This is a genomic window from Demequina sp. NBRC 110057 (genome assembly GCF_002090175.1).
Taxonomy (GTDB): Bacteria; Actinomycetota; Actinomycetes; order Actinomycetales; family Demequinaceae; genus Demequina.
Genome location: NZ_BBRN01000006.1, coordinates 383,330 through 409,592 on the forward strand (window position 1 = coordinate 383,330; position 26,263 = coordinate 409,592).

The following is a 26,263-nucleotide window of genomic DNA, read 5'->3' on the forward strand; positions in this document are numbered from 1 at the left end:
CGCCGGATTCACCATGACTGACACCGTTCTGAAGCGCCCCGCCCTGATCGCGGGCGCCGGCGTGCTCATGCTCGCCCTGGCTGGCTGCGCCACCGACGCCGCCGACGAGACCTCCGCCACCGCATCGGCCACCGCCGAGGCCCACGACGAGCACGACCACGACCACGAGGCGGAGGAGGCCGCCGCGACCGAGAACGCCGCCAAGACCCCGCGCCTCGTCGCCACCTACGACGGCGGCATCGTGGTGCTGGACGCCTCGACGCTCGAGACCGTCTCCGACATCGAGCTCGCCGGCTTCAACCGCCTGAACGACGCCGGCGACGGCCGCCACGTCGCGGTCTCGACCACGGGCGGATTCCAGATCCTCGACGCGGGCACCTGGTCGCAGGCGCACGGCGACCACTCGCACTACTTCACTTCCGAGCCCGCCCTCACCGAGCTCACCATCGAGGCCACCACGCCCGGCCACGTCGTCAACCACGACGGCCTCACCGCGCTGTTCGACGACGGCACCGGCGAGGTCACCGTCGTCGAGTCCGACGAGTGGACCCACATGGTCGAGGAGGGCCACCTCGACGTGGTCTCCGAGTACACGGCCGATGAGGCGCACCACGGCGTCGCGGTCGCGACCGAGGATGGCGACATGCTCGTGACGATCGGCAACGAGGACGCCCGCACCGGCGCCATGCTGCTGGACGAGGACGGCGAGACCATCGTCAGCTCCGACCAGTGCCCCGGCGTCCACGGCGAGACCGCCTTCGTCAACGCCTCCGACGAGGAGCTCATCATGGTGGGCTGCGAGGATGGCGCTCTCGTCTTCCACGACGACCACGTCCACAAGCTCGACGGCGGCGCCGGGTACGCGCGCTCGGGCAACCTGTTCTCCGCCGACGGCTCCGACGTGGTGCTCGGCGACTACAAGACCGACCCCGAGGGCACCCTCACCCAGGTCGCCGTCATCGACACCGCCGCCGAGACCATCACCGCTGTCGACCCGTTCGACGGCTCCGGCGCCGAGTACACCTTCCGCGGCCTCGGCCGCGGCGACGACGGCGAGCTGCTGGTGCTGGGCACCGACGGCACCCTGCGCGTGCTCGACGAGTCCGGCTCGCTCCAGACCACCATCGACGTCATCGACGCGTGGGAGGTCCCCGAGGAGTGGCAGTCGGCCCAGCCGGCCCTCATCGCCCTCGACGGCATGGCCTACGTCACCGAGCCCGCCACGGGCGAGATCCACATCGTCGACTACGTGGGCGGCGAGGTGTGGAAGTCGGCCGACGTCGGCGTCACCATGAACGAGATCGTGGGCGTCACGGGCTAACCCGTCACCCGCGCAGCGCGGCCGTCGCCGCTTCAGGGGCGGCGGCCGCGTCGCGTTTTCCCTGCTCGCAGGGTGAAGGCGGCCGATGCCGTGGCCCCCGGCTCGAGCACGATGAGGCCGATGCCGGAGTTCAGCGCGTCGGGCGGGCAGGTCATGGGCTCCACGGCGACGCTCGCGCGCCGGTCGGCGCCCGCGGCCTCGTCCGCCGTGTAGACCTGCAGCCAGCGATACCCGGCGTCGATCTCCATCTCGACCGCCGTGCCGGCCGGGCCGTCGAGGGCGACCCGCGCGTTCCCGCTCGCGTCCCGCTCCAGGTCCCCGTAGGTGTGGTTGAGGGCGAGGCCCGCGAGCGGCCGTCCCCCGCGGAGGTCGAGACCGGGTCCCACATGGCCGATGCCCCCGGGCAGCAGCCGCTCCGGGGTCGCCGCCGCAACAGTCGCGGCGGGCACGGCCAGGGCCCAGCCGTCGGCGGCGCCGGGGCCCGGCATCGTGCCCGTCCCGGCGCCCGCCACTAGGTACGGGTGTACTCCCCACCCGAGCGGCGCCGCCTCGTCGTCGAGGTTGGTGGCGGTCACCGTGTGGACGACCCCGCGCTCGGTGACCGCCACCGTCACCGCGAGGTCCACGCGCCAGGGGTAGCCGGCATCGGCCCCCAGCACGGTGCCGAGCGTCACCGCCACGGGTGACGCGAGCCGCCACCGCCATCGCCTGTCCGCGACACGGCCGTGCAGGGCGGTGCGCCGCTCGGGCTCGTCGATCCCCACGTCGTACCGGCGTCCGCGCCAGGTGAAGCCGCCGTCGGCGAGCCTGCCGGGCCACGGCGCGAGCATGGCGCCGCGGTAGTCGCCGGGTGCCGCGGCACCCGGCTCCGCGGCGGTGATGAGCGGATCTCCCAGGAACGATGCCGCGGCGAGCATCGCGCCGAGCGAGGACACGACGGCCTTGTAGCCGTGAGCCGCGAGGGTGCGGACCTCCGCGTCAGGACCGGGCATCCGTCTCCTCGCGCACGAACAGCAGGAGGTCGGGAAGGCTCGTGGCGAAGTAGTCCGTCACCCCGTCCTCGCGGACCGGCGCCGGCGGCGCGTAGCGCGGGCGCGCCTCGCCGAGGCTGCGCGGAGGATCGACGATGCCGCGGCCCAGCACCGCATTCGCGGCGTCCCACGCGCCGAGCGCCCTCCCCTCGCCACCCTCCCACGGGTGGAAGGGGCGCGTCTCGAGGATCGCGAGGGCGTCGTCGGCCCGGCCGGAGGCCGTGAGGAGCTCGGCGTACTCGATGGTGAGGTCGTCACGGGTCAGCACCAGGCCGCGGACGGCCTCGAGTGCCGTGAGGCGGGCCGCTGCCGGGTGGCCCAGTCGCGCCGCCAACTGGTCACGCTCGTAAAGCAGGCGCGCGTCGCCCGGGGCGGCGGCCACTGCCTGCTCGTAGCGCGACCAGGCGAGAGCGTCGTCGTGGGTGACGCAGTACGCGGCGAGCCCTGCGTTGCGCAGCACCAGGGGCTCGGTCAGCCCGAGCGCGATCGCCTCCTCCCACAGCCGCGCCGCCTCGACGTGCCTGCCGGCGCCGTACAGCAGCATGCCGAGCAGCACCCGGGCGGGGGCGTCGGAGGGATCCGCCGCGAGGGCCGCCACCAGCGCGTCGTGGGCGTCCAGCCCGGAGGGGAAGCACAGGCGCCGGTCGGCGGCGCGCGCCGCCTGTCGCCGGGCGGCGGCCTCGTCGCCGCGACCCGCGCGTTCGAGGAGCCGGGCGGCAATGTAGTGCGCGACCGGCGCGACGGTGCCGGTTCCCGAGGGCCCGAGGACCACCGCGGCGTCGAGCGCCGTCAGCGCGCCGTCCACGTCGCCGGCCTTGCCCAGGTCGAGCGCGACGTCCACGAGGGTGCCGGGGTCGGCGTTCACGGGGCGACCCGCGAGGGTGCGCAGCGTCGCGTCGAGCCTGTCGGCGTCCAGCGCGCGCTCGAGCACGGCCGCCGCCTCGGCGGCGCGGCCCAGGCGGCGCAGCACGATGGCCCGCACGGCGGCGCGCCTGGCGTCGTGGCTCGCCACCCCGTCCAGCGAGTCGAGCACCCTCAGCGCCGCGCGGTGCCGGCCGCGCCGCGCGAGCGAGCGCGAGAGTTCGAGCCCCGCCGCCGCGGCCCACGTGCCGTCCCAGCCGGCCTTTCCCCACGCCGCTTCGGCCTCCTCGTCGCGGCCCAGCCGGGCGAGGATCAGGCCGGCGAGGTAGAACGCCTCGGCGTCGGCGGGATTCGCGTTGCGGCGAGTGAGGCGGTCCAGTGCGTGTTCGACGCGCTCCAGCGCCTCGGCGTAGCGACCGGCGCGATACAGGCGGTCGGCCATTGCCACGAGCGTGGGGACGTGGCCGGGGTCGCGCGCGAGCGCGCGCTCCCAGTACGTCTCGGGGGACCGGGTGGGGTGCCGGTACTGGGCGAGGTGAAGCCCCGTGAGGTACAGCTCGTCCACGGACTCCGTGGCATCGGGGGTGGGCGGCTCGGTGGCGATCCACGGCTCCTCGTCGTCCACCCGGGCCGGCTCCCACCGCACCAGCAGCGAGCCGGAGGCGTCGGCGAGCTCCACCGTGGCATCGGCCCGCGAGACGTCGGCACGGAGGCTCGCCACCTCGCCGGGGGCGAGGTCCACGAGAGCCTCGGCCACCGGCTCGCCGCCCACGAGGATGCGCGCCCGCGCGCCCGCCTGCGGTGAGGTGACCGCGAACGTCGCGACCAGCGGGCCGTCCTGGCTGACGTTGACGGCGGCATCGGGCGTCGCCTGGTGCGCGGGGCCGATGCCCGGGATCGGGTACCAAGACTGCGTGAAGGTCTTGGTCTCGCCCGGCAGGAGCCAGGAGAAGTCCGGCTGGTTGTCGGTGTAGACGCCGGCCATGAGCTCCACGTAGGGGCCGTCTCCATCCGTGAGCTGGTCGTCCCAGGCATGCCCGAACGGCGCATTTCCCCAGGTCCACTGCTTCTTGCCGGGGGACACGCGGCGCTCGGCCCAGTGCACGAACCCGGCGCGCGCCGCGTGGTCGTAGCCGCCGAAGAAGTCCTGTTGCGAGTCCACGATCATGTACGAGGTGGGCACGGGGATGTTGCGGTACCAGTCGAGGCGATCGACGCCCTCCTGCTCCGCGGCAAGCGCCGGATAGTCGACGTTGTAGTACGGGCGGTCCGCCGAGGGGAACGCGGTGAGCGCCCGGCGCGCGTGGTCGGCGACGTACCTCACGTCCTCGGGGAAGAACGACTGGTAGTCGTCGTGGACGCGCGCGGCGACGTTGGACCACCACAGGAAGGTCTGGCGCTCGCTCGAGCGGTTGTGGACGCGCACCGCGAGCTCGACCACGGAGCTGTCGGGCCGCAGCCGGATGCCGTGCTGGGCCGCCATGCGCGCGAACGGGTCGTGGTCGTGGCACCACAGGGTGACGGTGCCGTCGGCGTCGCGCTCGATCTCCGTCTCGACGGGCAGGTAGGTGGCGGGGCGGTGGTGCTGCGGCCAGTTGAACTCGACGCCGCCGCTGATCCACGGGCCCGCGAGCCCCACGAGCGCGGGCTTGATGACGTTATTGCGATAGAAGAAGTCGTAGCCAGTGGTCTTGTCGTAGCCGATGTGGATGCGGCCGCCCAACTCCGGCAGCACCACCAGCCGGACGTACGCGTTCTCGAGGTGCACCGCGCGCCAGTCGCGGGCGACGGGGGAGTCAGCGATCGACTCCGTGAACGGCAGCGGGTAGACCCGCCCGCTCGAGCCCTGGTAGACGCGTCGGTCCAGGTAGAGCGGGTAGTCGCAGGGTTCGCCCGCCTCGTAGGTGCGGATGGTCAGCGGCTCCTCCCACGCGACGGCGCCGCCAGCCGCGAGGGTCGCTGCGTGCTCGCCGGTCGCCTCCGGCAGGACGATGCTGTCGGGCCCGGCGTTCATCGGCTCGCCTCCGTGGCGGTGAGGGTGACGCGGCCGATGCGGTGGATGGCGAGCGAGCGCACGCTCACCCCATCGGGCACCGGCCGCATGCTCGGGTCCACCCAGACGCCGGTGGCGTCGCTCCAGGGGAGCAGCTCGAGCGTCACGTCCTCGCCGTCAGTGACGTCGATGTCCCACGCCCTGCCGTGCCAGAAGTGGTCGCTCACCACCTCGCCGGCCCTGAGGGCGCGGCCCACGTCGCCGGTCCACTCGACGCGCAGGAGGGCGCGGTCGGCCCCGGCGACCGCGCCCGCGGGGATCGCGACGTCGACGCTCGCCGCCCCGGAGAAGTCGGTGGGGGCGCTGAGGCGGTCCATGGGTCCGCCGCGCGTGGGGGAGGGTGCGTCGGCCTCGAGGGGACCGGGCGTCGCAAGCGGCACCCGTCCGGCGGCCGAGGTGACCGTGACACGGGCCCAGCCGGTCGCATCGGCGCCCTGGAGGCCGATCTCGCCGCCGTCGACCTCCAGGTCCGCGGGGGCCGGCAGGATCGCGAGGTGCGCCTCGGGCTCGGTGGGGTGGATCACGAGGTGGCCGGCCGATGCCGTGACGGGCTGGTCGGCGAGGATCAGGCGCTCGCGGCCCAGCACGTCCAGGACGTAGGCGCGGTTGGCGGTGGCCTCGTCGAGGATGAGCAGCCGCGTGCCGTCGAGGTCGACGATGGTGGTGTCGGAGGGGTCGGCGGTGAGGCGCACGACGGTGTGGCCGCCGTGGGTGGTGACGGTCGCCGGGCCGGTGACGGCCGCCGGGCCCGCGACGACGAGCTCGACCGGGACGCCGTCGGTGGCGGTGAGGACCACCAGCTCGTCGCCGTCGTCGAGCGTGAGCCTCGTGAGGACCTGTGCCGTCGCGGAGCGCAGGGTGTGGCGAGCGAGCGGCAGGTTCACGGGCCAGGCGACGTGGACGCCCGCCGGCAGCGTCACGGGAGCGGTGGGGAGCGTCACGGTGTCTCCCGCGAGCGTCACCGCGAACTGCACGTCGTCGACGGCCGGCAGCGGCCGGCGAGCCGGCTGGTAGGTGGTGGCGAAGACGTAGCCGCGTGATGCATCGGCCCTCACCGCCCAGCGCAGGGCATCGTCGCCGCCCACGGTGCTCGTCATGGCGGCGAGGGCGGCGCCGTCGGTGTGGAGCCACAGGTGTTGGCGGCGCAGCAGGTGGTGGTGGAGGCGCACCTGGCCGTGCTCGCCGAGCGGCGCGTGGAAGTCGTACGTGCGCGTGGGGACGTCGTTGGGGTAGCCGGTGGCGTGGCTTTCTTGCTGGGTGCCCGCGGCGCCGATGCGCTGCGTGCCTCCCGAGTACATGTAGTAGCCCTGCCACACGGAGCCCGATCCGATCTTGGCGTGGGCGAGCGCCGCGACGTCGCGCTCGGTGACGAGCGGCCTGCGGTGGTAGGCGACGTGCATGCCGCCGCCCAGCTCGCAGGTGGCGAAGGGGACGGCGGAGTCGTCCTTCAGGGTGACGGCGCCCTCGGCGACGCTCACGCCGTCGAGGGCCTCGCGCAGGTCGGCACCCACCGTGAGGTCGTCCCGCACCGTCGAGTAGTGGAAGTGGACGGGAGCGAATGACGGCCAGTCCGTCTGTTCGTCCTCCCAGAAGCCGTCGACGTAGGCGCTGTAGACGGGTAGCAGCGTGTCCGGGACCTGCGCGCCTCCCCAGCCGGTCGCGGTCCACAGGGGGACGGCGAGCCCCGCCTCCTCGGCGAGGCGGCGCAGCGTGGCGAGGTGCTCGGGCTGGTCGTAGAGCTCGTTGTCCATCTGCGCGGCGATGATCGGCCCGCCCTCGGCGTGGGTCAGGCCCCGCAGCTGCGCGACGATCTCGCCGTAGAGGCGGCGCACCAGGTCGAGGTAGCCGGGGTCGTCGGTGCGCGGGGTGACGGGGAGGGCGAGCAGCCAGTCGGGGAAGCCACCGTGGCGGGCCTCGCCGTGCGCCCACGGGCCCATGCGCACGACCACGTCGAGTCCGTGCTCGCCCGCTAGCTGCACGAACGCGCGCAGGTCGAGGTTGCCGTCCCAGCGGAAATCGCCGGCGCGGGGCTCGTGCGCCTGCCACAGGACATACGTCGCCACCGAGGTGAGGCCGCCTGCCTTGGCGTGGGCGAGAACGTCGTCCCAGCGCTCGCGGGGAAGGCGCGAGTAGTGGATCTCGCCCGTGATGGGGAACGCGGGGGCGCCGCCACGCTCCACGGAGCGGCTGGTGACCTCGATGCGGTCCGCGGTGCCGGCGGCCTCGCCCAGGGGTAGGTGGCCCCGGCGCGGAGCCTCTGGGGTGGCGAGCGTGATGGTGTGCGCCGGCATCGTCGCCGGCCGTGATGCGTCCGTGGCCATGGGGCAAGCCTATGGAGATTGCGGGGTGGCATGAATGGCGATTTGCGCTTGGTGTATGGACAAAACGATGGTTCATGCCAGGGTAGGAGCGTGACCATTCCCGACGGGTTCGCGCGCGAGCGGCTGTGCGTGGTGCCTCGCCCCGAGGTGACGCAGGCGCTCGCCCGTCCCGTGACCCGGCGCCTCGTGGTGACCGACGCCGGGATGTTTCCCGAGGCTCGCGGGCATGGGCGTACCAGGGAGCACGGGGCGCGCGAGGCGATCGTGATGGTCTGCGCGCGGGGGGCCGGCTGGGTCGAGGTCGCCGGACGCCGGTACGCGGTGAGCACGGGCGACGCGGTGGTGCTGCCGCCAGGCCGGCCGCATCGCTATGGGGCGTCGCCCTCGGCGCCGTGGACGCTGTGGTGGTGTCACCTGCGCGGAGCCGACGTCGACGAGCTCCTCGAGGCGACCGGCGCCGGCGCGGACCGCCCGGTGATCGGGCTCAACCGACCCGAGCGCGTCATCGGCCTCCTGGACGAGGTGGTGACGGCGCTCGAGGGTGGCGCGACGCCCGCCGGGCTGCTCACCGCATCGGGCGCCGCGTGGCGGATGCTCGCGCAGGTGGCGGCCGACCGCGTGACCCCCGGCTCCGGCAGCCCGCTGGAGCGGGCCATCGGCCACCTGGAGGACAACGTGGCGCGCACGGTCAGCGTGGGTGAGGTTGCCGCCCTCGTGGGAGTGTCCCCGTCGCACCTGGGGGCGCTGTTCCGTGGGGCCACCGGCGGCGGCGTGCTCGCGTATCAGTCCTCGCTGAGGATGGGCCGCGCTCGCGGGCTGCTCGACGGGACGGAGATGAGCGTCGGCGAGATTGCCGCTGCCGTGGGCTACGAGGACCCGCTGTACTTCTCGCGCCGATTCTCGCGGGCGCATGGGCTCAGTCCCAGCGCGTACCGGGCGCTCGGCAAGGGCTAGCGGCGGCGGCCTGGGACGGGCGGCGCACGCGGCGCGCCTCCCGTCGCGGTAGTTTCGCCTCATGAGCCTTACCGGACAGCAGATCACCCTCACCCACGGCGACCAGGTCGCCACGCTCGCCTCGCTGGGAGCGGCGCTGCGGATCTACACCGTGGGCGGCCGCGACGTGGTCCTGCCCTACGGCGAAGACGAGTTCCCTCCCGCGTTCGCCGGCATGGTCCTCGCCCCGTGGCCCAACCGCCTGCGCGACGGCCAGTACACGTTCGCCGGTGAGGAGCTGCAGGTGCCGGTGTCCGAGCCCGACCGCGGCACGGCGCTGCACGGCCTCGCCTCCTTCCAGTACTGGACCGTCGAGTCGGTGGCCGATGCGTCGGTCACCTTCACGCTCGACCTCGCCCCGAGCCCGGGTTATCCGTTCCAGCTCGCGCTCGCGACCACGTATACGCTGTCCGATGCCGGCCTCGCCATCACTACCGAGGCCCGCAACGTCGGCGCGACTGCCCTGCCCTACGGCGTGGGCTTCCACCCCTGGTTCGCCCCCGGCGGCACCGAGCTCGACGCGTGCACGCTGCAGCTCACCGCTGGTCAGAACGTGACGGTCGACGAGCGCCTGCTTCCCACCGGCGCGGTGGACGTCTCCGGCACCTTCGACATCCGTGAGGCGCGCTCCCTCGCCGGCGTCGGCTTCGACGACGCCTGGGTGGCGCCCTCGCAGGACGGCGAGGGTCGCTCGTGGGCGCGCCTGGGATGGGCCGACGGCTCCACGGTCGAGATCTGGGCCGACTCCGAGGCCAAGGCCTGGCAGATCTGCACCGGCGACCACGTGGACAGCATCCGCCGCGCGGGCGTCGCGATCGAGCCGATGTCCTGCATCGCCGACGCCTTCCGCACCGGCGACGACCTCATCACGCTCGAGCCGGGAGCCTCGCACTCCCTCACGTGGGGCGTGCGGCTGGTCTAGGCCGTGACAGTCGATCCGGGCGGCGTGGGCCCCGGCGCACCGCGGCGCACCGTGCTGGTGGGCTGCGGCAAGCTGGGGCTGCGGCTGTCGACGCTGCTCATGGCGGACGGCGGCGAGGTGGTCGCGCTGCGGCGCGACGCTTCGGGCCTGCCCGCGTCGGTCCGGGCGGTCGAGGCGGATCTCACCGCGCCCCTGGCGCAGTCGCTGCCGGCCGCCGACGCGATGGTGATCACGCTCCCGCCGTCCGTCGATCCCCGCGGGTACCCCGTGGTGCTGCGCCACCTTCGCGACGCGCTGCCGTCGACGCCCCCGCGGACCGTCTTCGTGTCCTCGACAGGCGTCTTCGAGGGGTGGGATGGACGCCAGCCCATCACAGAGGCGGATGTCCCGCGGCCCCGCAGCGAGCGCGCGCGGAGAATCCACGACGGCGAACTCGCGGCAATCGACCTGTTCGATGCGGTCGTGATCCGCCCGGCGGGAATCTACGGCCCGGGCCGCCACTTCCTGGTGCGGACGGTGCGCGACGCGCGGCCCGTGAACCCGCGCACCCGCACCAACCGGATCCACGAGAGCGACCTGGTGAGGGCGCTGGACCTGCTGGTGCGCGGCGGAACGGTCCCCGACGTGCTGCACGCGGTCGATGCCGCCCCCGCGCCGCTCGGCGACGTCACCGGATTCATCGCGGGCCTGATGGGCGTCGAGCCGCCGCCGGACGGCGGCGAGGAGGGCGGCCCCGGCAACGTCTTCGACGGCAGGCTCCTGCGCGATTTCCTCGGCGGCCTCGACTATCCCAGCTACCGCGAGGGCTACCGGGAGATGCTGGAGAAGCAGTAGTCGCGCGGCGTCAGTCGCGCCGCAGCATCACCACGTCGGTCTCGCGGTTGCCGCCCACCACGAAGGTGCGCGCGCCCACCTGCGTGAAGCCGTGCCGGCGGTAGAACGCCTGGGCACGTAGGTTCTCGTCGTTGGTGCCGAGCCACACGGCGCCGATGCCGTGGGCGTCCCGCGTGGCGGACACCGCCGCCTCCATGAGTCGGCCGGCAAGGCCGCCGCCGTGGGCCTCGGCGCGCACGTAGATCTTCGACAGCTCGTGGATGAGGTGGGTCTCGGCCCCGGCCGCCTCGAGCGCGAGGGCGGCCTCGGGGTCCCCGCACGGGCCGAACGTCGCGAGGGCGTACCCGTCCAGGCGGCCGGCGACCCCTGCATCGGCCACCAGGACGAACTGGGCGGGGTCGGCGATCCAGCCGCCGATCACGTCGGCGTTGAGCTTGGTCGCGATGTGCTCGGCCATGGCCTCGGGCGGCGTGCTTGCCGGGCAGGCGAGCGGGAAGGTCGCCGCGGCGAGGTCGACAAGCGCCGGGACGTCCGATGCTGTGGCGGGGCGAATCGTATGCGCGGCGGTCATACGGGAAGTCTTGCATGCGGCGCGCACCCTGCGAGGACGTGAATCCACGGGCGGCCGGCGCTGGGAGAGGTGACTTATCGGGACCGCGCAGCACGCAGCGTGGTCGGCGGTAGTGACATAGTACATCCGATCGGTCGCTCGCTGAGCCGAGAAGTTACGCGGCTGTGCTGACGGGTGCACGGCATACGCGGGGTGTGTCAGAGCGAGGCGAGGACCCCGTGGAGGTATTCGCCGCTGACCTCGAAACTCCGCACAGGCGAATCCTCGATCCAGTTCTGATGAGTCTCGACCACGACGGCTTCTACGTGAGCGTCACGCGCCTGGGCAATGAGTGCCGCGACCGGGAGGTTTCCTCGGCCAAGTTCGACGGGACCGTACTTGTCGATAGGAGTGAGCGAGGTGCCTCGTCGGACGCTCCCTCGATCGGTGAGATGCATGAGCTCGACCCGACGGCCCAGGCGCTCCAGGAGGGAAAGCGGGTCGACGCCGGCCGTTGCGGCCCAGTAGCAGTCGAGTTCGAAGCCCACGGCGCCGGCGTCCGTGAGGTCGACCAGTGCGTCGAATGCCGTGGCGCCGGGCTCGCAGCGCCTGAACTCGACGTTGTGGTTGTGATAGCCGAGCCGTATCCCGTGGGCGCCGAGGCGTGTGCCGACAGTGTTGAGGCGCGTGGCGAGGCTCGTGACCGCCTGGAGGTCGGTGTAGTCGAAGCGGTACATGCCCGTGACGACTATCCGCTCGGTGCGGAGCGCGCGGGCGTCTGCGATCACCGCGTCAATGTCGGATTCGATCCGCTCGAGCGATTCGTGGAGTGCGATCACGGAAAGGGGGAACTCCGCAAGGAGGGCCGGCCACGGGAGCCGCCCACCTCGCCCCGCAGGCATGCCAGCGGCCCGGGTCAGCGCACGCACGAGCCATGGCGTCGGTCGCGTCTGAAAGCCGTTGACCTCGATCCCGTCGTACCCGGCATCGACGAGTGCTTGGAGGGTCTCCCGCGCGCCCCTTTCGGAACCGACGACCGTTCCTAGCTGGATCTGCTGAACGGCGGTGAGTGGACGATGCGTCACTGGTGCGCGCGCTCGGCAGGGGCGGTGCTTGCCCGACGCACGAGTCCGATGAAACCGGACTGTGCGCCCAGGCTTGCGTCGACGAGCGCCACCAGCGCGGCCACGGGATCGCTCGTCGCAATGGCATCTTCGATCTCGTCGTGCAAGGCGTCCCGGGCTCCTCGTCCTTCCAGCATCGCCTGAGCCCATGCGCCGACGATTGCTGCGGCCCCCGCGGCGGACCGACCGGCGGCGATTTCGCGCTTCGCGACGGGCACGACGCGGACGCGGATCTTCGCGAGTGAGTCCTCCGCGATCTGGGCAAGCGCATGCAAGATTCGGGGATTCTCGAACCTCTTCCACAGCTCGCGGCAGTACGATGCCGCATCGACCTCCGCGGGGAGGTGACGGATGGCCTCGGACCACCATCCCTCGACGATGTCACGGCATGTGGGATCCTGCGTAGCGTCCGCGACGGTGGCGTGGCCGCGCGCTGGGCCCAGGTTCGCCAACGCGGTGTGCGCGCCGTTGAGGAGCCACAGTTTTCGATCTTCATACGGTGCGATGTCCTCGACGAACGTCGCTCCCGCGTCCTCCCATGAGGGACGCCCCGCAGGGAAGTCGCCGCTCAGCACCCAACTGGCAAACGGCTCGGTGACCACGGGGACGGCATCACGCGTCGCGTCCGCCTCGAGGACGTCGCGACCGAGTGGCGTGGCGCGCGGGGTGATGCGATCAACCGAGGTGGAGACGAACGACACGTTCGCTTCGATCCACGGCCACAGGTCGGTCGAGGCTGCTGAGGCGAAGTTCCTGAGCCCGTCGCGGACGAACTCACCGTTGTGGGGGACGTTGTCGCAGGGCACGATCGCGAGAGGGCCTCCGCCTGCGCGCCGACGTGCGTCGAGCCCCGCGGCCAACACCGCAAGCGGGGTGATGGGCGCTCCCGATCCACTGTTGAGCGCCGCGAGGTCGTGGCGCACGTCGGGGTCGTCGAGAAGAGCCCCCGACGAGTCGATGCGGTAGGCGCTCTCGGTCACGGTGACGGTGATGATGGCTGTCGCAGGAGCCGCGACGCGTGCGAGAAAGGTGGCGAAGTCTGCGATCGAGTGGACCTCGACAATGCTCTCCATCACCTCGACCTGATCTGCGTCGGCACCGCGCACGGTCAGCGTGTACCGACAGTCTTGGCGACGCAACGCCGCGACAAGGTCGTCGCCCGCGGATCGTGCGCGCCCCGTAAAGGCCGCGATGCCCCACCGCTCGGAGTCGCGCGCATGGGCGGTGAACCATGCCTGGTGTGCACGATGGAACGCGCCAAGGCCCAGATGAACGATGCGCACGGGCGGAATCGGCGTCGTGCGTCGCGAGCCAATGAGGGGTCCCGAAAAATCCGTCACAGTTTGAATACCTTCCGGGGAATGGCGCCGACGATGTCGCGCATCACCTCGGCCGCTTCGCTCTCGGGCAGGCGCCCCTCGACCACGATCTTGGCAAGGTAGGACGCGTCGCTGCGGCGAGCGACGTCGTGACGCGCCGGGATGGACAGAAAGGCGCGCGTATCGTCGATGAAGCCTGAGGTCCGGTAGAAGCCCGCTGTTTCCGAGACGGCGCCTCGGAAACGCGCCATCGCATCGGGCGCGTCCAAGAACCACCAGGGTGCACCCACGTACACGCTGGGATAAAAGCCGGCGAGGGGAGCGAGCTCGCGCGAGAACACGGTCTCGTCGATGGTGAACAGCACGAGATGAAAGTCACGAGCCGTACCGAACGACTGCAGAAGCGGGCGCAGATTGTCGGTGTACTCCGTCCGAAGTGGGATGTCGTGGCCGGTGTCGGGACCAAAGCGCTGGAACGTCTCGGTGTGGTGATTGCGGCGAACCCCGGGATGGATCGTCATGACGAGTCCGTCATCAACGCTCATCGCGGCCATCTGCCAGAGCATGTGGCCCCGAAATTCGCGGGCTTGAGCCTCGTTCAGTTCTCCGGCCACCGCGGCGTCGAATAACGCTTGCGCATCGACACCTTCCAGCGTCGTCGTGTACGGGTCGATGACACCATGATCGGCCGATACGGCGCCCTGCGCGATGAACCGTTCACGCTGACTGCGGATCGCATCGAGGTACCCGGCGAAGGTGAGAGGCGCCTCGACTGACTCCACGAGCCGAGCGACGTTCTGAGCAAACCGCGGCGCCTGAGGGTCGACATACACGTCCGGGCGAAAGGTAGGCAGAACCCGGCCGCTGAACGTCGGATCCGCGGCGAGCCTTTGATGGTGTCGAAGGTCGTCGAGCGGATCGTCGGTGGTCGCGAGCACCTCGATCCCGAAGCGCTCGAAGAGCGCCCTTGGCCTAAAGTCTGGCCGGGAAAGCTGGTCGGCGATGGCGTCGTAGGTGGCGTCCGCATTGGCGGTCGACAGGGTCTCCTCGATCCCAAACACGTCGGCGAGTGCGTCGGTCAGCCATATCCGCGAAGCAGTCCCGGCGAAGGCGCGCCAGTGCGTGCACAGTGCGCGCCAGGCCTCGCGAGGCTCCACCGTCGAGCCGCCCACTCCGAGCGCTGCGAGCGGGACGCCCTGGGCGTGGAGGAGCCGGGTGATGTAGTGATCGTGGACGAGAAGGAGGTCCGCCGGGTCCCGAAATGGCGTGTCGTCGGCAAGCCATGCGGCGGGCACGTGCCCGTGTGGCGAAACGATCGGTGCAGCCTCGACCTCGGCAAGGAGCCTCGCGGCAATGCGCCGAGTCGCAGGGTCCGCGGGAAGAAGGCGCTCCGGATCGCGGGAAGACGTCATTGGCATACGGGATATTCAAGCCCTGTGCGACATCGATTGTCAATCGGTTGCCAACCAGACGCTCGGGCACGCGCGGTGATGCGTGGCGCTCGGCGACCGCCCGTGCGTCAGTTCTGGCGCACGGTGCCCGTGGAGCCTCTCACGACGAGTTCAGTGGTGACATCCGCCGTCCCATCCACTGGCTCGCCGACCCCGATGGTGCGGAGGAGGTGGCGTACTGCATCGGAACCGAGGCCGCGCAGATCACTGCGAACGGTGGTGAGGGGCGGGGTGATGAGTTCGGCGGCGAAGATGTCGTCAAAACCCGCGACTGAGAGGTCATCGGGAACGCGCAACCCTCGACGAGTCGCCTCCTGGATGAGGCCGATGGCGACGAGGTCGTTGTATGCGACGACTGCCGTCGCGCCCGAGGCCTCCGCGCGCTCGAACGCGGCAGCGCCGCCGGCGAGGGTGGGCGAGTGTGGGCCGATCTCGAAGATCGCGATGCCGTGCGACCGGGCCGCGTGGAGCAGCGCTTCCCAGCGGCGTGAGCTCATCCAGGACCTACTGGGCCCGCCAAGGAACGCGATGGATCGGTGCCCCAACTCGTCGAGATGATCCACGAGCTGTTGTGCACCGTGTGAGGGGTCACTCGCCAGGTGGGGAATGCCTTTTACCTCGCGGTTTAGGGTGATCAACGGCTTGCGTTCAGCGAGCCTGACAATTTCCTTATCGGGCAGTCGTGTGGTGCCGAGAATGACTCCATCGACCGCAGGGGTGATGCGCTCGACAGTGTTGGCCTCGACGGCGCCCGATTCTTGAGACTCCGAGATCACAAGGGTGTAGCCCGCGATGCTCGCCGCCCGTTCCGCGCCACGGATGGTCTCGAACACGACGGGGTTGGTGATGTCCGCGACGATGAGTGCGATCGTGTTTGTTCGCCCCGTGGGGAGTGCGCGTGCCAGCGGATTGATCTGGAAATGCAACTCATCCGCCGCCGCACGGATGCGCGCCTCGGTCTTCGCGCTCACTCGACCCGGTTGGTTGAGGGCACGCGAGACGGTGGAGGGATTCACACCCGCGGCTTCCGCGATGTCGTAGATGGTGGCGGCGCCAGACTTCCGGCGGCGGCCAGAAGAGGCAACGCTCTCCGCGGCATCAGTCATGAGTCCTCCTGTCAGCCCGAATGGTAGCCGGTGCGTCTTTGCGACCGCCTACCTGTCCATCCGTGAACGGACCATCACGGCGTGATTAATGCGCCGTGGTGTTGTACGGTTCCACCCTAATGGCATTCGGTTGCCAAACGAGCATCGACGCTTGCTGGCATCGGTGGTCGGTGCGGCGACGGCATGAGATCAACAGCGATGCGGCTGTTGGGGACGCTGATGAGGAGCGAAAGCATGGCGAGTGTGAGTGACGTGCTGTCCGGGTTGGGTGAGCATCGGTTGGTGCCGGTGGTGGTGCTGGATGCCGCGGCCGATGCCTCGGGTCTGGCCGAGGCGTTGGTTTCTGGTGGTTTGCCGGTGGCGGAGGTGACGTTCCGCACGCCTGCTGCAGCGGAGTCGATCCGGGTAATGGCCGCGCGTGGCGACATGATCGTGGGTGCGGGCACGGTGCTCACCGCAGCTCAGGTGGATGAGGCTGCCGATGCCGGTGCTTCCTATGTGGTCTCGCCCGGCCTGTCACGTGCGGTGGTCGAGCGGTGCGGCGAGCGTGGCGTGCTGGCGCTGCCCGGTGCCGTGACGGCGTCCGAGGTGATGGCGGCCCTCGAGCTGGGGGTGACGACGGTGAAGTTCTTCCCCGCGGAGACTTCCGGTGGTGCCGCGGCGGTGAAGGCCTTGGCGGCTCCGTTCAAGGACGTGAGGTTCGTGCCGACTGGGGGGATTGGGCCGAAGAATCTTCACGAGTATCTGTCGATCCCTGCCGTGCATGCGGTCGGGGGCTCGTGGATGGTCCCGCGCGACCTGATCGCCTCGGGTGACTTTGACGAAGTGGAGCGTCTGACGGCCCAGGCCGTGGCGCTGGCGGGCAGGGAGGCCCTGGTATGACCGTGCTGAGTGTGAAGCCCGCATCCGAGTGCCGTTTCGATGCTGTGTCGCTTGGTGAGGTGATGCTGCGCCTGGATCCCGGTGAGGGACGCATCCGCACCGCCAGGTCCTTTACGGCCTGGGAGGGCGGGGGCGAGTACAACGTCTCTCGCGGCCTGGCTCGAGCGTTCGGATACCGCACCGGGATCGTCACGGCGTTGGCGGATAACGAGGTCGGGCATCTAGTGGAGAACCTGATCCTCGCCGGCGGAGTCGACATCAGCAATGTGGTGTGGAAGGCGTATGACGGCATCGGCCGCCAGGTCAGGAATGGCCTGAACTTCACCGAGCGTGGCTTCGGAGTCAGGGGCGCCGTGGGCGTCTCGGACCGCGGCCACACGGCCGCCTCCCAACTCACCGCGCAGGACGTGGACTTCGATCGCCTCTTCGGTGAGCTGGGCGTGCGGTGGCTTCACACCGGCGGTATCTACGCGGCCCTGTCCGACACGGCCGCCGAGACGGTCATCGCGGCCGTCGAGGCCGCCCACCGTCACGGCACCGTCGTCTCGTACGACCTGAACTACAGGCCGAGTCTGTGGAAGGCCATTGGTGGCAAGGAGCGTGCCCAGGAGGTCAACCGCGCGATCGCCCCTCATGTCGACGTGATGATCGGCAACGAGGAGGACTTCACCGCCTCCCTCGGCTTCGAAGTCCCCGGCGTTGACGAGGACCTCGCCGAGCTCGACGTTGCCGGCTTCGAGTCGATGATCGGCGCCGCTGCTGAGGCGTTCCCCAACTTCCAGGTCATCGCCACCACGATGCGTGGCGTGAAGAGCGCGACCGTGAACGACTGGGGAGCCCTGGCCTGGTCCAAGGACACCGGCGTCGTGCGTGCCACCCAAAGGGATGGCCTGGAGATCCTGGACCGTGTGGGCGGAGGCGACTCCTTCGCGTCCGGCCTCATCCACGGCTTGCTCGAGGGCGAAACCCTCGAGTGTGCCGTCAACCTCGGCGCCGCCCACGGCGCCCTGGCCATGACGACCCCGGGCGACACGACCATGGCCACCAAGGCCGAGGTCCACAAGCTCGCCGCCGGCGGCGGCGCCCGCGTCGACCGCTAAACCACAGCATCGGCCACAAGAAAGCAGAAGGATCACCTGATGGAGAAGACCTGGCGTTGGTACGGGCCCGCAGACAGCGTGACGCTGTCGCAGGTGCGTCAGACGGACGCGACCGGGGTCGTGACTGCCCTGCACCACATCGCGAACGGCGAGGTGTGGAGCGTCGACGAGATCAGGAAGCGTCAGCGCGAGTGCGCGGACGCTGGGCTCACATGGTCCATCGTCGAATCCGTCCCCGTCCACGAGGACATTCGCCGCGGTGCCCCCGGCCGCGACGGGTGGATCGACAAGTACTGCCAGACGTTGCGCCACCTCGCGGAGTGCGGCATCGACATGGTCTGCTACAACTTCATGCCCGCGCTGGACTGGACGCGTACCGACCTCGACTGGCCGCTTCCCAACGGCGGTACCGCGCTGCGCTTCGACGCAGACGCCGTTGCTGCCTTCGACATGTGGGTCCTCGAGCGTGAGGGCGCGGAGGCTAGTTACTCTCCAGCGCGACTCGAGAGTGCCCGAGCATGGCTCGATGCCGCCTCGCAGGACGAGGTCGACCGTGTGACCACCACCCTGCTCGCCGGGCTTCCCGGCGCCGAGGAGTCCTACTCGGTGGAGGAGTTCCGCGACGCCCTTGCCGCGTATGCCGGGCAGACTCACGAGTCCATGCGCGACAACCTTGCCTACTTCCTGGAGCGGGTCATCCCTGTCGCCGAGGAGGTCGGCGTGCGGATGGCCATCCATCCCGATGACCCGCCGTTCGACCTCTTCGGCATCCCGCGTGTGGTGTCGACGATGGAGGACGCGCAGTGGATTCTGGACGCCGTCCCCAGCCCCGCGAATGGCCTGACCCTGTGTGTGGGCTCGTACGGAGTGCGTGCCGACAACGATGTGGTCGAGATGGCTCGGCGGTTCGCGGATCGCATCTACTTCTCCCACCTGCGGTCGACCCGCCGCGAGGAGGACCCCGACTCGTTCCACGAGGCCGTCCACATTGACGGCGACATCGACATCGTCGGCGTGGTGCGCGCATTGGTGGTCGAGGAGCGTCGCCGGGGCGCCGACGGCCCACGGATCTCCATCCGCTCGGACCATGGCCACAGGATCTTGGACGACCTGACGCGCGACTCGGCCCCCGGCTATCCGCTCATCGGCCGTATGAAGGGCCTCGCCGAGGTACGTGGGGTGGAGCTCGCCGTCAACCACGCGCTCGACGCGGCATCGGAGCCGGACCCTGCCATCCATGCTCAGCAGACCGGAAGGTGAAACACATGGACACGCCCATCATCGCCGGCTTTCACCCGGACCCTTCCGTCTGTCGCGTAGGTGAGTGGTTTTACCTCGCCAACTCATCGTTCGAATACGTGCCCGGCGTGCCCATCCACCGATCTCGAGACCTCGTATCCTGGGAACTCGTGGGACACGCCCTGCCGGACGCGGCGTCAGTCAACGCGCCCCTCGGTGCGGAGGGCGCAAGCAAGGGGATCTTTGCTCCGACCCTGCGCCATCACGATGGCCGGTTCTGGCTGACCACCACCAGTATCCGTTCGGTGATGAACGGCCAAATGATCACCTGGGCCGACGACCCTGCTGGGCCGTGGTCGTCTCCGGTCTTCGTTCCCGGTACCCCGGGCATCGATCCCGACCTGACGTGGGACGAGGACGGAACGTGCTACCTCACGTACAAGGGATTCATGCCCTCGGGCATCCACCAGGTGGCAATCGATCCGCTCACCGGGACCGTCCTTGGCGACGACACAGTGATCTGGGAGGGGAGCGGACTCGCTGAGTGCGAGGGACCACACGTCTTTCGGCGCGACCGATGGTGGTACTTGCTCGTTGCCGAAGGCGGCACGCACACGGGGCATGGAATCTCGATAGCGCGTTCGCTCGAGATTGGCGGCCCGTACGAATCTTGCCCGCAGACCCCGTTCTATACGCATCGCTCGACCAATGCGCCCGTGCAGGCAACGGGTCACGGCGACATGGTGGAACTCGCCGATGGTCGCTGGGCGATGGTGCACCTCGGCATTCGCCAGCGGGGCTCCTTCCCGCGCTTCCACGTGCTGGGACGAGAGACCTTCGCGGTAGGCATCGACTGGGTCGACGGATGGCCAGTGGTCGACGAAGAGAGCTTTCTGGCGCCCCGGGTCGACGGTTCGTATACCGATGAATTCGACCAAGGAGGCCTCGACCCGCACTGGGTCGCCCCGGGCGAGGCTCCGCGTGACCTCGCAACGCTTCCCCACGACGGCGGGGTGCGCCTGGGTGAAGGCCGTGCGGCCGACGCGGGCGAGCAGGGCCGTGCACTCTGCCGCCGAGTGACCGATCACGACTGGGAAGCCGTGGTGGAGTTGGGTGAAGGGGACCTGTGCGTCTCTGTCCGATTGGACGCCAGCCACTGGTACGGCATCGAGCGCGTGGGGTCCACCATCCGTGCCCGAGCCGTCAGCGCGCCACTCGACCAGATCTTCGCCGGTGTGGAGTCGCTCCCGGGCGACCGTGTGGTGCTGAACGCACGCACGGCCGGGAACTCGGGTTTTGGGCTTGGGCCCGACACCGTCACGCTGGCGGTGGATCGCCAGGGGGAGCGCCTAGTCCTTGCCGAGCTCGACGGTCGTCACCTCTCGACGGAGGTCGCCGGGGGCTTTACCGGTCGCATGCTCGCGCTTGAAGCGCTCGGCGGGTCAGCAACATTTGCGAAGGTGACGTACACGTCGATCGCTGCTCCCGCGGCTTAGGTTCTACTCCCGAGCGACCCGCACTCCCGGGGGGACCGCGCCTCGACACGAGTCGATGACAACGATTCGGTCACGCTCTAGGCAACCGGTTGCTTAAAGAGTAACCACCGTGGTTCACTAAGGGTGCCAGAGAAGGACGGGCGTGACGCCCCCGCACCTCTCGGACCTCTGCATTTACGACAAAGGAGTTCACATGCAGCACATGACGCCACGTGCGCCGTCGACGCGGATGCGCGCCGGTGCGGCCGTAGCCATCGGCGCGCTTGTCGCCCTGGCCGGTTGTTCGAGCAACGAGGGCGCTGCCGAGCCGTCCGGATCCTCCGAGGAGACCACGGCCGCCGTCGCGGGGCCCACCACGCTCCAGATCTCTACGAACCGCGCGCCGTCCCCTTTTGACCCTGTGCAGATGCAGCGCGGAACTGACGCTCTTATCTGGGGCTCGATCTACGACACGATGTTCATCATCGGTCCGGATGGGGAGCTCGTGCCCCACCTCGCCGAGTCGTACGAGTACTCGGACGACGGGCTGCAGCTCACGCTCCATCTTCGCGAGGGCCTGACGTTCTCCAATGGCGGTCCCGCCACGGCCGAGGACTACGCCGCGACGCTGCTGTATGTGCGTGACAACCCGGGCTCCAATCAGACGCTCACCGACCGCATCGAGAGCGTCGAGGCCGTCGATGAGACGACCGTCGAGATCACCTTCAGCCAGCCCGACCCTGGCTTCCTGTTCGATCTGACGAGCAGCATTGGGATCATCGCTGACCCGGAGCTGATGACGGAAGAGTCGTACGGCCTTGAGCCCATCGGTGCGGGCCCGTACGTCCTCGACACCGACGCATCGCTCGCCGGCACCGAGTATGTCCTCACTAAGCGCGACGACTATTGGAACGCCGACGCTTACCCGTTCGAAGAAATCACGGTGAGCGTGATCGCCGATGCGACCGCCATCGAGAACGCGCTGCGTGCGGGTGAGCTTGACATCGCCAACGTGTCGTCCCAGGTAGCGCCGCAGTTTGAGGCAGACGCGAACTTCACCCTTCAGTCGTTGCAGGCGAGCTCGTCGATCTTCATCGATATCGCGGATCGAGACGGAACTGTAGCTCCGGCCCTCGCAGACGTCCGGGTCCGTCAGGCCATCAATATGGCCTTCGACCGTGAGGGTATGGTCACCAACCTGCTGGGCGGCACCGGCATCCCCGCGCACCAGATGTTCTTCCCCTCGACCTCCGGGTACGACCCCGAGCTCGAGGGCTACTATCCCTACGACCTCGAGGGCGCGAAGGCGCTCATGGAGGAGGCGGGGTACGGAGACGGCTTCACCATCGACATGCCGTCCCTCGTGTATACGACGACATTCGAGCCAGCGGTGACTCAGGCGCTGGCTGACATTGGGATCACGGTGAACTGGACCTCGGTTCCGCCGCAGGACACCGTGTCGGCGCTGCTGTCGGGCGAGTACCCCGTGGTCATGTGGTTCGCCTCGACCCTGCCCTCGCCGAATGAAGTCGATGACTACTACGGCACCACAGCGTTGCTCAACCCGTTCCGCACGACGGACCCCGAGCTCGACCCGCTTCTCGCGGAGGCCGACGCCGTCGCTGACGCTTCGACGGCTGGGGACCTGTACCAAGAGATCAACCGCACGGCGACGGAGCTCGCCTGGTATGCCCCGCTGTTCTTCACTGGGCAGCAGTTCGCCTCGCGCACCGGATACGAGTACATCGGTACCGAGAGCCAGCAGTCGGTTCGCATCGAGAGTTACGGCGTCAGCGCAGGCTGACCTCGGCCGGGCCGTCGGGACATCCCGACGGCCCGGCGCACGTCGGCCTCGCGGGTTGGCAATCGGTTGTCAAATATGTTTGAATGGCCGCATCCTCGCCCAGTACTGCCGCGACGATGCGGCAGAGGATATTCGGCGAAACCCTGTCGCAGGGCCCTCGTCGCACTGGCGCATACGTAGGAAGAAAGTCAAAGCAAGGGTGGAGCAATGCTGCTTTTCACATTGAGACGGGTGCTCTTCGGCATCGTCCTTTTCGTCATCGTCTCGTTTACCACCATGTGGCTGCTCAGCTTCTCGTTCGATAGCATCATCGGCAGCAAGCTGGGTGCGGCCGCAAATGTCGATTCGATCGCCGCGATGAAGGCGGATCTTGGCCTCGACAGGCCGGTGCCGGTGCTCTACGTGGAGTGGCTGAACAACCTGGTCCATGGCGATCTCGGTTCGTCGTTCTTCACCGGTCAGCCTGTGATCGAGGCGCTACCAAGCCGACTCGCCGTCACGTTGTCGATCGTGGGGCCGGCGCTCATCATTTCAGCGATCGTGGCGATTGTGCTCGGGACGCTCGCTGCTACGCGAGGTGGCGCCGTCGACAAGGCGGCCCAGGGGCTCATGCTGACGGGGTACCTGATTCCCAACCTGCTCATCGCGATCGTCCTCGTGGTGGTCTTTGCGGTCAATCTCCAGTGGCTCCCCGCGACGGGGTACACGCCACTGAGTGAGGACCCCGGTAAGTGGCTTCAGTCCATCACCTTGCCGGTCATTGCTATGGCGTTCGGCGGCGCGGCAAACATGGCGAACCAGGTGCGCGGCACGATGATCGACGAGCTTCGCAAGGACTACATCCGTACGTTGCGCACGCGCGGCGTGCCCATGCGCGCCATCATCATTCGCCATGCGCTACGCAACGCCGCCGGACCCGCGCTGACCGTCTTTGGTTTGACCTTCATCACTCTTTTCGGCGCTGCGCTCTTTATTGAGCAGGTCTTCGCCCTGCCCGGCTTCGGGACGTACAGCTTCAACGTTGCCCTCCAGGGTGACTTTCCCGTGCTCATGGGCCTCACTGCGTGGGGAGTGGGACTGACCATCGGCGTGAACCTCTTGATCGACGTAGCCAATGGATGGCTGAACCCGAAGGCGAGGCAGTACTAATGGCTACCGAGATCACCTCCGACGTGGTGACATCCGCACTCCCGGCGTCGGCGGAAGAAAACGAAGTGCGCCGCAATGCCTTTCAGCGGCTGCTTCGGGACCCTCAGGCCGTCATCACGGGAAGCATCATCCTCGTCTTCATCGTGCTGGGGCTTCTCGCCAACGTGATCCCGGCCCATGGGCCCAACGAGGTGGTGCTGTCGGCGACCAACGCGCCTCCCGGTACCGAGGGCTACCCCCTCGGCGCGGATGCCACAGGTCGCGACATCCTCTCGAGGCTTCTCCACTCGATCAATACGGCCATGGTCGCCGGCATCATCGGTGCTGGCATCGCGCTCATCATCGGCATGACCCTCGGCCTCATTGGTGGCTACTTCGATCGCTTTCGGACGCCCGTCGAGTGGGGTGCCACGATTATTCAGACCTTCCCCGGTCTGCTCCTGTTGATCGTTCTGATGCCGTTGACGGGCGGTGATTATCGCTGGACGATGGCCATCTTCGGCGTGTTGCTCACCCCTGGCATTTACCGCATCGTCCGCAACCAGACGGTGGGGGTGAGCCGAGAGCTGTACGTCGACGCGGCGCGGGTGTCCGGCGTGACGGATTTCCGCATCCTTGGACGCCACATCCTTTCCGTGGTGCGCGGGCCCGTCATCGTCGCCACGACGTTTCTCTTCGGTTCAGCCATCGGTACGCAGGCGGGACTCGCGTTTCTCGGTGTCGGTTCCAAGGAGATCCCCAGTTTCGGATCGATGATCAGCGACGGCTTCCGCAACCTCTACATCGCACCGTCCCAGTACATCTGGCCCGCTGTCGCCCTTGGTGTGCTGAACGGCGCGTTCGTCCTGTTCGGAAATGCGCTGCGAGACACGTTCGAGGGAGCGAGGCCGAAGGCCGAGAAGATCGAGGCCACCGCTGTGGTCGAGGGCTTTGCGGCCGACGACGTCGCCGATTCTGGGCAGCTCGTGCAGGTGCGTGACCTTGGCATCGCGTATCGCTCGCCGGGTGGTCACCTCAACGAGGTGGTCCGTGGTGTGGATCTCGAGATTCGCATGGGCGAGACGCTTGGACTTGTGGGCGAATCCGGCTCAGGTAAGACTCAAACTGCCTTTGGTGTGCTGGGAGTCCTTCCCGCCGAGGCCATCGTGACCAGGGGGTCAGTGCGTCTCGAGGGCCGCGAGCTTCTCGGCATGTCTCAGGCCGACCTGAATCGTTTGCGCGGCTCCTCCATCGCGTACATCCCGCAGGAGCCGATGGCGAACCTGGACCCCGTTTATACGGTGGGGCGGCAGTTGGTCGAGGGGATCATGGCCTCCACGCAGGTGTCGAAGGCCGCTGCGAAGGAGCGGGCACTCGAGTTGTTGGGTCGTGTAGGGATTCCCGACCCGGCGCGCACGTTCGGTGCGTATCCTCACGAGATTTCCGGCGGCATGGCTCAACGTGTGCTGATTGCGGGAGCCATCGCTCCCAAGCCCAAGCTCTTGATTGCCGACGAGCCGACCACCGCGTTGGACGTCACAGTCCAGGCAGACATTCTCGATTTGCTGCGCGACCTGCAGGCTGAGATGGGAATGGGCATCATCCTCGTCACCCACAACTTCGGCGTGGTGGCGGACATCTGTGATCGGCTCGCGGTCATGCAGCAGGGCGAGATCGTCGAGTCCGGAACGACGGTGGAGGTCTTCGCGAATCCGCAGCACTCGTACACGAAGATGCTGCTGAACTCGATCCTCGACGAAGAGACGATTCGTACCGATCCGCCGATGGCGGCGGCGGGTGCGCGAGAGGGGGCACGATGAACACGCCGTTGCTGGAAGCCAAGGGCCTGAAGGTGGCATACCCCGTCAAGGGCTTTCGCAAGCCCCCCGTGGAGATCGTGCACGGCGTCGATTTCACTATTCGCCGGGGTGAGACGCTCGGCATCGTCGGTGAGTCAGGGTCGGGGAAGACCACCATCGGACGAGCCATTCTCGGGCTAGCGCCGATTTCTGGTGGGACTTTAACGTACGACGGCCACGACCTCGCGAGCATGAATGCCCAGCAGCGGAGGAAGCTGTCGCGTGAGATCCAGGTCGTCTTCCAGGACCCGTACAGCTCACTAAATCCGTCCCTGACGATTGGCGCCACGCTTGCCGAGCCGTTGATTGTCCAGGGTTGGGACAAGGCGAAGGCGACGCGGCGAGTGCTCGACCTCCTCGACCGCGTGGGCCTCCCGAAGAACGCCGCCCAACGTCTCCCGAGAGAGTTCTCGGGAGGTCAGCGTCAACGCGTGGCTATCGCCCGCGCCTTGGCCCCCGGTCCCAGGCTGATTGTGTGTGACGAACCGGTATCAGCGCTCGACCTGTCGACGCAGGCGACCGTCATGGACCTCTTCATCGAGATTCAGCGTGAGACGGGAGTGGCGTACCTGTTTGTCTCGCACGACCTCGCGGTGGTTCGCCACATTAGCCATCGCGTCGGCGTGGTGTACGCCGGTGACATCGTCGAGCAGGGCCGCACGGGTGACGTCACGGTGACGCCCCAGCACCCCTATACCCAACGCCTGCTCCTCGCCGCGCCGATTGCGGACCCGGGCCTCCAAGCGCAGCGGCGTACCGAGCGTCGCGAGTTGCGAGCAGCTCAAGAGCACCTCAGCGCGACGGAGGCATCCTCTGCGTCCCGACCTGACGCCGCGTAAGCACGCCTCCACATTCCCGCGGCCCCGCGGCCGCAACACGACTACTAAGGA

20 protein-coding genes are annotated in these 26,263 nt (G+C 69.0%); 12 read left to right on the top strand and 8 right to left on the bottom strand.

Annotated features, from left to right (window positions below):
- Positions 1-13 precede the first annotated feature (13 nt).
- Positions 14-1,321, top strand: coding sequence for a hypothetical protein (locus tag B7K26_RS12525; RefSeq protein WP_084079530.1), 1,308 nt, complete (start codon positions 14-16; stop codon positions 1,319-1,321).
- A 32-nt stretch (positions 1,322-1,353) separates the two neighbouring features.
- On the opposite strand, the gene B7K26_RS12530 is transcribed toward B7K26_RS12525, so the two are convergent.
- From B7K26_RS12530 to B7K26_RS12540, 3 genes are read right to left on the bottom strand one after another with little or no spacing between them, the layout of a single operon-like run.
- Complete coding sequence (locus tag B7K26_RS12530) at positions 1,354-2,313, bottom strand: hypothetical protein (protein ID WP_084079531.1); 960 nt, start codon at positions 2,311-2,313, stop codon at positions 1,354-1,356.
- Complete coding sequence (locus B7K26_RS12535; RefSeq protein WP_084079532.1) at positions 2,300-5,227, bottom strand: DUF5107 domain-containing protein; 2,928 nt, start codon at positions 5,225-5,227, stop codon at positions 2,300-2,302. Before B7K26_RS12535 ends, B7K26_RS12530 begins: the two co-directional genes overlap by 14 nt.
- On the bottom strand, positions 5,224-7,587 hold the full coding sequence (locus B7K26_RS12540; protein ID WP_084079533.1) for a beta-galactosidase: 2,364 nt from the start codon (positions 7,585-7,587) through the stop codon (positions 5,224-5,226). The genes B7K26_RS12535 and B7K26_RS12540 overlap by 4 nt, the downstream gene beginning before the upstream one ends.
- A gap of 90 nt (positions 7,588-7,677) precedes the next feature.
- On the opposite strand from B7K26_RS12540, the gene B7K26_RS12545 reads away from it, so the two are divergent.
- The 3 genes from B7K26_RS12545 (at position 7,678) to B7K26_RS12555 (ending at position 10,336) form a co-directional block, all read left to right on the top strand.
- Positions 7,678-8,541 (top strand): AraC family transcriptional regulator, encoded by an 864-nt coding sequence (locus tag B7K26_RS12545; protein ID WP_143340708.1) that lies wholly within the window; start codon positions 7,678-7,680, stop codon positions 8,539-8,541.
- A gap of 61 nt (positions 8,542-8,602) precedes the next feature.
- Positions 8,603-9,502 (top strand): aldose 1-epimerase family protein, encoded by a 900-nt coding sequence (locus B7K26_RS12550; RefSeq protein ID WP_084079535.1) that lies wholly within the window; start codon positions 8,603-8,605, stop codon positions 9,500-9,502.
- Positions 9,503-9,505: 3 nt separating this feature from the next.
- Positions 9,506-10,336, top strand: coding sequence for a hypothetical protein (locus B7K26_RS12555; protein ID WP_234998817.1), 831 nt, complete (start codon positions 9,506-9,508; stop codon positions 10,334-10,336).
- A 10-nt stretch (positions 10,337-10,346) separates the two neighbouring features.
- Here the strand turns inward: B7K26_RS12555 and B7K26_RS12560 are convergent, their stop codons facing one another.
- The 5 genes from B7K26_RS12560 to B7K26_RS12580 form a co-directional block, all read right to left on the bottom strand.
- Positions 10,347-10,907: a GNAT family N-acetyltransferase gene (locus B7K26_RS12560; RefSeq protein ID WP_159449695.1), complete on the bottom strand. Its 561-nt coding sequence runs from the start codon at positions 10,905-10,907 to the stop codon at positions 10,347-10,349.
- A gap of 197 nt (positions 10,908-11,104) precedes the next feature.
- Positions 11,105-11,971: a sugar phosphate isomerase/epimerase gene (locus B7K26_RS12565; protein ID WP_084079537.1), complete on the bottom strand. Its 867-nt coding sequence runs from the start codon at positions 11,969-11,971 to the stop codon at positions 11,105-11,107.
- The gene (locus B7K26_RS12570; protein WP_234998818.1) at positions 11,968-13,293 is read right to left on the bottom strand and encodes a mannitol dehydrogenase family protein; all 1,326 of its coding nucleotides are present in this window, start codon (positions 13,291-13,293) and stop codon (positions 11,968-11,970) included. Before B7K26_RS12570 ends, B7K26_RS12565 begins: the two co-directional genes overlap by 4 nt.
- A 53-nt stretch (positions 13,294-13,346) precedes the next feature.
- Positions 13,347-14,747, bottom strand: a complete 1,401-nt coding sequence (gene uxaC / locus B7K26_RS12575) for a glucuronate isomerase (RefSeq protein ID WP_084079539.1) — start codon at positions 14,745-14,747, stop codon at positions 13,347-13,349.
- A 101-nt stretch (positions 14,748-14,848) separates the two neighbouring features.
- Positions 14,849-15,886: a LacI family DNA-binding transcriptional regulator gene (locus B7K26_RS12580; protein WP_143340709.1), complete on the bottom strand. Its 1,038-nt coding sequence runs from the start codon at positions 15,884-15,886 to the stop codon at positions 14,849-14,851.
- A gap of 234 nt (positions 15,887-16,120) precedes the next feature.
- On the opposite strand from B7K26_RS12580, the gene eda reads away from it, so the two are divergent.
- The 8 genes from eda to B7K26_RS12620 all read left to right on the top strand — a co-directional run bounded on the left by eda (position 16,121) and on the right by B7K26_RS12620 (position 26,212).
- A complete protein-coding gene (gene eda, locus B7K26_RS12585) occupies positions 16,121-16,768 on the top strand; it encodes a bifunctional 4-hydroxy-2-oxoglutarate aldolase/2-dehydro-3-deoxy-phosphogluconate aldolase (RefSeq protein ID WP_084079597.1) in 648 nt (215 codons plus the stop codon).
- Entirely contained in the window at positions 16,765-17,868 is a 1,104-nt protein-coding gene (locus tag B7K26_RS12590; protein ID WP_084079541.1) for a sugar kinase, read from the top strand. Before eda ends, B7K26_RS12590 begins: the two co-directional genes overlap by 4 nt.
- A 39-nt stretch (positions 17,869-17,907) precedes the next feature.
- Positions 17,908-19,128 (top strand): mannonate dehydratase, encoded by a 1,221-nt coding sequence (gene uxuA / locus B7K26_RS12595; RefSeq protein WP_084079542.1) that lies wholly within the window; start codon positions 17,908-17,910, stop codon positions 19,126-19,128.
- 5 nt (positions 19,129-19,133) lie between these two features.
- On the top strand, positions 19,134-20,603 hold the full coding sequence (locus B7K26_RS12600) for a glycoside hydrolase family 43 protein (RefSeq protein ID WP_084079543.1): 1,470 nt from the start codon (positions 19,134-19,136) through the stop codon (positions 20,601-20,603).
- A 193-nt stretch (positions 20,604-20,796) separates the two neighbouring features.
- Positions 20,797-22,386 (top strand): ABC transporter substrate-binding protein, encoded by a 1,590-nt coding sequence (locus B7K26_RS12605; protein WP_084079544.1) that lies wholly within the window; start codon positions 20,797-20,799, stop codon positions 22,384-22,386.
- A 207-nt stretch (positions 22,387-22,593) separates the two neighbouring features.
- Complete coding sequence (locus B7K26_RS12610; protein ID WP_084079545.1) at positions 22,594-23,535, top strand: ABC transporter permease; 942 nt, start codon at positions 22,594-22,596, stop codon at positions 23,533-23,535.
- Positions 23,535-25,334, top strand: a complete 1,800-nt coding sequence (locus tag B7K26_RS12615; RefSeq protein ID WP_084079546.1) for a dipeptide/oligopeptide/nickel ABC transporter permease/ATP-binding protein — start codon at positions 23,535-23,537, stop codon at positions 25,332-25,334. Before B7K26_RS12610 ends, B7K26_RS12615 begins: the two co-directional genes overlap by 1 nt.
- Positions 25,331-26,212, top strand: a complete 882-nt coding sequence (locus B7K26_RS12620) for an ATP-binding cassette domain-containing protein (RefSeq protein WP_084079547.1) — start codon at positions 25,331-25,333, stop codon at positions 26,210-26,212. The genes B7K26_RS12615 and B7K26_RS12620 overlap by 4 nt, the downstream gene beginning before the upstream one ends.
- Positions 26,213-26,263: the final 51 nt, after the last annotated feature.